6 protein-coding genes, 1 tRNA gene and 1 pseudogene are annotated in these 5671 nt (G+C 74.3%); 2 read left to right on the forward strand and 6 right to left on the reverse strand.

Features of this window, described 5'->3' with window-relative positions; translation table 11 throughout:
• Nucleotides 1–620, reverse strand: a 620-nt coding sequence (locus tag HA630_RS20200) for an N-acyl amino acid synthase FeeM domain-containing protein (protein ID WP_166837211.1), incomplete at its 3' end; no start/stop codon positions are given.
• Between the two features lie 185 nt (nt 621–805).
• On the opposite strand from HA630_RS20200, the gene HA630_RS20205 reads away from it, so the two are divergent.
• Both HA630_RS20205 and HA630_RS20210 read left to right on the forward strand, forming a co-directional pair.
• Nucleotides 806–893, forward strand: a tRNA-Ser gene (locus HA630_RS20205).
• Between the two features lie 49 nt (nt 894–942).
• Nucleotides 943–1626, forward strand: a complete 684-nt coding sequence (locus tag HA630_RS20210) for a nitroreductase (protein ID WP_371809305.1) — start codon at nt 943–945, stop codon at nt 1624–1626.
• A gap of 17 nt (nt 1627–1643) precedes the next feature.
• Here the strand turns inward: HA630_RS20210 and HA630_RS20215 are convergent, their stop codons facing one another.
• The 5 genes and pseudogenes from HA630_RS20215 to HA630_RS23860 all read right to left on the reverse strand — a co-directional run.
• A complete protein-coding gene (locus HA630_RS20215; RefSeq protein ID WP_166837213.1) occupies nt 1644–2807 on the reverse strand; it encodes a thiolase family protein in 1164 nt (387 codons plus the stop codon).
• The gene (locus tag HA630_RS20220; protein ID WP_371809306.1) at nt 2786–4192 is read right to left on the reverse strand and encodes an AMP-binding protein; all 1407 of its coding nucleotides are present in this window, start codon (nt 4190–4192) and stop codon (nt 2786–2788) included. Before HA630_RS20220 ends, HA630_RS20215 begins: the two co-directional genes overlap by 22 nt.
• An 11-nt stretch (nt 4193–4203) precedes the next feature.
• Nucleotides 4204–4776: a biotin transporter BioY gene (locus HA630_RS20225; RefSeq protein ID WP_243855575.1), complete on the reverse strand. Its 573-nt coding sequence runs from the start codon at nt 4774–4776 to the stop codon at nt 4204–4206.
• Nucleotides 4777–4821: 45 nt separating this feature from the next.
• Nucleotides 4822–5415 (reverse strand): CbiQ family ECF transporter T component, encoded by a 594-nt coding sequence (locus HA630_RS20230; protein ID WP_166837219.1) that lies wholly within the window; start codon nt 5413–5415, stop codon nt 4822–4824.
• Nucleotides 5408–5671, reverse strand: a pseudogene (locus HA630_RS23860) (ABC transporter ATP-binding protein); the annotation flags it as partial. The gene HA630_RS20230 and the pseudogene HA630_RS23860, both read right to left, overlap by 8 nt.

Here is a 5671-nt window from a genome sequence, read left to right on the forward strand (position 1 = left end):
CGGTGCGGCAGGTTGAACACGTGCGCCAGCGGCACGTAGCCCATGCCGGGGTACACGTCCTGGAACAGCAGCCGGTCGTACTGGCGGTCGATCGGCGCGCGCGCGGTGATCACCATGTAGCGGATGTCGTGCAGCAGGCAGTACAGGTAGTAGGCCTTGAACAGCACCGTTTTGACCACCCGACCCACCTTGTCCTGGGTGATGCCCAGGCGCGTGGCCTCGGCCAGGCCGTGGCCGGCCATCCAGTCGGGCAGGGTCAGCGATTGCTCCAGCGTCAGCGGACGGTGGGCGTTGGTCTGAATGCGCATGGTGCCCAGCGGGGAGCCGTCCAACTTGGACTCGGCCAGCAACACCGCCACGCCAGGGGCGTGGTCCAGGGCCTCGGGCCGCTGCAGCGCGGCCGTCATGCTCGGGGCCAGGTGGCGGGCATAGGCGGCGTGGCGAATGGCCACCGCCTTCTCCAGGTCGGCCGGCGCCTGCGCCAGCCGCACGGTGAACGGCAGCGCCTCGCTGACGCGGTGCCGGCGCACCCCGGGGTGGTGGGCTGGGGCCGCGGCCACACGGGCCAGGGCGGGAACAGCGGGAACGGCAGACACTTCCGACACAGCACTTTGGTACATGAAGAAACCCTCCTGCGGATCAGACCGCGACACTTGGCGAGACAGTGGATTCACTGTAGGCAAGCGCGCAGCCCGCTGGAGTCGGAAACGCGCCGTTTCGCGTGTCGGGTTTCGCTGACACGCCGTCGGCGCGGGGCCCGGGGCCGGGCCGGGCATGGGCACCGCTTACAATCGCAGCGCATGCAGGAAGCTTGGCAGAGTGGTCGATTGCACCGGTCTTGAAAACCGGCAGCCCGCAAGGGCTCCAGGGTTCGAATCCCTGAGCTTCCGCCAGCCGCGCCACCGCGCCGTGGCAACCGGACGCCCCCCGCCCTGGATTCCCGTGAGCCCCCACCCCACCGACACCCACGCCCTGCTGGCCGCGCAACGCCGTTCGGTCCGCGCCTACCTGCCCACCCCGGTGCCCGACGCCCAGTTGCACGCCCTGCTGGCCAGTGCCCGGCGCGCGCCCAGCGGCGCCAACCTGCAGCCCGGGCACTTCACGGCGGTGCGCGGGGGCGCGCGGCAGCGCCTGTCGGACGCGCTGGTGCAGGCCTGGCGCAGCGGCCACACCGAGGCCGAGGACTACAGCTACTTCCCCCAGCCCATGCCGCTGGCGCTCAAGCGGCGCCAGGTGGCGTCGGCCCAGGCGCTGTACGGTGCCCTGGGCGTGGCGCGCGACGACCGCGCCGGCCGCGACGCGCAGTTCGAGCGCAACTTCCGCTTTTTCGACGCGCCGGTGGCGCTGGTCGTCACGCTGGAACACGCCTTCGGCCCGGGCGGTTACATGGACCTGGGCATGGCCCTGTATGGCCTGATGCTGGCCGCCGAGTCCCAGGGCCTGGCCACCTGCGCCGTCGGGGCGCTGGCCGCCTACCCGCAACAGGTGCGCCAGCAACTCGGGCTGGACGCGCACCACACCGTGGTCTGCGGTCTGGCGCTGGGCCTCGCCGACCCCGCGGCGCCGGTCAACCAGACCCGCACCAGCCGCTGCGGGCTGGACGAGTACTTTCGCGTCATCGAATAGCGCGCCTCAGCCGCGCCTCAGCCACGCTGCACCACCGCCGCCGCCCCCAGCCCGCCGGCGCCGGCCACCGCGGCCAGCCCCAAGTCGCCGGGCCGGCCATCGGCCCACAGGTCGGCCAGCACCCGCACCAGCGCCACCGCGGCCGATGCCCCGATCGGGTGCCCCCGCGCCAGCCCCCCACCGCGCCGGTTGAGTTGGGCCGGATCCAGGCCCCAGCGCTGGCAGAAGTCCAGCCCCTGCACGGCAAAGGCGTCGTGCAGTTCCAGCGTGTGCAGCGCCGCCGGCCCGGCCAGCCCGGCGCGTCGCAGCGCCTCGGTGGCGGCCCGTTCGGCCGCCAGCAGCGGGGTGTCGGGCGTGCCCCCAACGGATGCGCTGGCGCGCCAGCGGGCGCGCACGGACAGGCCCCAGCGCGCGACCGCGGCGGGGCTGGCCAGCAGCACCAGCGCCGCGCCGTCGGCCTGGGCCGACACGGTCAGCGCCGTCAGGGCGGTGGCCTGGTCAGGGTCCAGGTGGGCCTCGGGGCGCAGCGCCGGCATGCGCGCGGCGCGGGCCGGCGTCAGCGGACGCGGGTAGGCGTCGTGGTCCAGCCCGGCCACAGGCACGATTTCGTTGCGCAGGGCCGCCCGCTGCGCCAGCGCGCGGGCGTGGCTCAGCAAGGCGTAGTGCTCCTGCGCGGCGCGGGCAACGCCGTGGGCGGCGGCGTGGCGGGCGGCCGAGACCAGCATGTCGGGGTCGTGCGCCGGGTCGGGGGCGAAGGCGGGCCGTTCGTAAGGCACCGGCTCGGCGCTGGGGGACAGCGGGCGGTGGGCCCGCAGCGGCGCGCGCGACCAGGCCTCCACCCCGCCCACCACCACGACCGACGCCTGCCCCGAGGCCAGCAGGCCCACGCCCACGGCCAGGGCATCGAGGCCGGCGCAGCACTGGGTGTCCACCGTGAGGGCGGCACAGCGCTCGGGCAGGCCGGCGGCCAGGGCCACCAGGCGGGCCGGGTTGCCGCCCGCGCCCAGGGCGTTGCCCAGCACCACCGCGTCCACCGCGGCCGGGGGCAAGCCGGCGCGCTGCAGCAAGGCTTGCAGCACGGGCGCGGCCAGCTGGTGCGGCGTCAGCGCCGCCAGGGCGCCGCCGCGGGGGGCCACCGGGCTGCGCGCCCAGCCGGCGATCAGGGCCAGACCGTCCAGCATGGCGTGGGGGCGTGCGCCTGTGCCGCCAAGGCCCGGGCCAGGGCCGCGTGGTCGGTTTTGCCACTGGCGGTCTGCGGCCAGTCGGGGCAGGGGTAAAAACGCCGGGGCACCTTGTAGGCCTCCAGCCGCTCGCGGCACCAGGCCTGCAGGGCCTGCGCTGTGGGGGCCGGAGCGCCCGGCAGCGGCTGGACACAGGCCACCACTTGCTGGCCGCGCACCGGGTCGGCCAGCCCCTGCACCGACGCGGCGGCGAGTGCCGGGTGGGCCGCCAGCACGGTTTCCACCTCCTCGGGGAACAGGTTTTTGCCCTGGGTCACCAGCATGCGGTTTTGCCGGCCCACCAGGCACAGCCGGCCCTGGGCGTCCCAATGGCCCATGTCGCCCACCGTCAGCCAGTCGCCGTCGCGGCAGGCCTGGGTGGCGTCGCCGGCCTGGCCCACGTAGTCGCTGAACAGCATCGGGCTGCGCACGTACAGCAAGCCGTCGGGGCCGGCGTCGGCCACGGGGCGGATGTCGATGTCCACCCCGGCAAAGGGCCAACCCACCGCACTGGGCGGGGCGTGGGGGTCGGCGTCCATCCAGGCGATGAAGCTAGTTTCCGAGGCGCCGTAGAACTCCACCAGGCGGGCCTGGGGAAACAGCGCCTGCAGTTCGGCGGTGCGGTGGCGCATCCAGCGCGCCCCGCTGATCAGCACCAGCCGCACGCCTTCGATGGGCGCCGCGCCGCGCCGGGCGGCCCACTCCAACATCATCACCAACTGGCTGGGCACGGCCACCAGGGTGGGGGTGTCGCCGGCGCGCAGCACCTGCAGCGCGCGCGCGGCCGAAAAACGGTCTTGCAGCACCGCGCCACCCCCGCTCCAGACGCCCAGCAGCATGCCGAACAGGAACAGGGAATGGGCCGCGCGGCCGGGGGCCAGGATGCGGCCGGCGGCGGCCGGGCCGAAGGTGTCCAGGCAGGTGCGAAAGCTCTCGGTCCAGGACCGGTGGTGGCGCCGAAACCCTTTGGGCAGGCCGGTGCTGCCCGAGGTGAAGCCGATGTAGAACGGGCTGTCCGGTCGGGGCGGCGGCGGGTCGGCCGGGTCGCGGTCCACGGCGCGGCGCACCGCCTCGCGCACCGCCGGGGTCCAGTCGGGGTCGCAGACGGCGGCGCAACGGCCGCTGGCCACGGCCGCCAACAGGGCCACCACCTGGTCCAGCGGGCCGCTGTCGGGGTCGGTGAAAACGGTGGCCGGGGCGCGCTCGCGCGCCAGGCGGTCAGCGGCCTGGGCCACAGCCCGGTGCAGCTGGGCGTAGCTCAGGGTGTGCCGGCCGTCGTCCAGCGCCGGGCGGTCGGGCTGCACCGCGGCCCAGTGCGCCAGCGGGGCGTGAACCAGGTCGGCCACGGCCGGCCGGGTCACAGGCTGGCGCGGCCGCCGAAACGCCAATCGGGCAGGCCGCGGGCGATGGTGTGGACCACCAGGGCACACAGGGCGCACTTGACCAGGTCACCCGGCACGAACACCAGGGTGCCCATCAGGGCCTGCGACCAACTCAGGTGGGCCAGGTGCACCAGACCCACCACGCCGCTGAGGTGCACCACCCCCAGGCCGCCCACCGCCGCGGCAGCAAAGGCGCCGAAGGCCGCCAGGCGCGGGGTGTGGCTGGGCAGGCGCGACATGACCCAGCCGGTCACCAGGGCACCGGCGGTCCAGCCGACCAGGTAACCGCTGGACGGCGCAAAAAACACGCCCAGGCCACCGCGGCCGCCCGACAGCAGCGGCAGCCCCAATGCCACCGCCAGCAAAAACAGCAGCACCGCCTGCAGGCCGCGCTTGGGACCCAGCACGCAGCCGGCCAGCATCACCCCCAGCGTTTGCAGGGTGATGGGCACGCCCAGGGGGAGGTCGATTTTGGGGACCAGGCCGAAGACGGCCAGCAGGGCGGCGAAGAGCGCGACCAGCGCAAACGAGTGGCGAGCGGGGTTCATGGGCATCGGGTTCCGGTGAAACAGCGGGGCCAGCGCGGGCGCGCGTCAAGGCCCCAGACGGACGTGGAGTGTATCGGCAACGCGGCGCGCCGACACCAGGGTCTGGATGATGAGTGGCGCCAGGATGCGCCAGCCGCCGGCGCGGCCGGTGCGCAGGCGGTGCGCCTCGTCCAGCCGCTTCCACAGCACAAAGAAGTGTTCGGTGAAGCGCAGCATCAGCGCCAGTTGCAGCGCCAGCAGGTCCACCCGCAAGCCCAGCCGCGCCAGCGGTGCCAGCAGCCACTCCAGCACCTGCAGCAGGTCGGACTGGGTCGTGGTCAGCGTCAGCGTGGTGCCCAGCAGGGCCACGCTGCACAGGCGCAGGGCGCTGGTGAGCCCCAGCAGTGGCTGGCCCAGCAGGGCGTGGAAACCGGCGATCAGCCCCCCGGCCAACACGATGGCCAGCACCAGCTTGCGCACCCCGGCCGTGGCCCGCCCCAGCGAGGCGAACACCGCGGTGCTGGCCAGCGCCGCGCCCAGCAGCCAGGCCGGTTGCTGCGTCAGGAACAGCCCGGTGCCCAACAGCGCCAGCACCAGCAGCTTGGCCCCGGCCGGCACACGGTGCAGCCAGGTGGGGTGTTCGCTGTACAGGCTACGCACGGTCGCTCGCGGCGCGACGCGCCACGTCCGCTTCGTAGGCGGCGCAGACCTCGGCGCCGGGGCCGTCGCCACGCACCTGGCCGCGGTCCAGCCAGACCACGCGGGCGTAGTGGCGCACGTGGTCGAGCACGTGGGTGGAGACGATGACCTGTTGTGGCACCCGGTCGATTTCGCGGTGCAGGCGCGCCTGGCCGGGCAGGTCCAGGCTGGCGTAGGGTTCGTCCAGCAGCAGCACCCGGGGCGCGGCGATCAGCAG

This window comes from Aquabacterium sp. A08 (assembly GCF_011742065.1).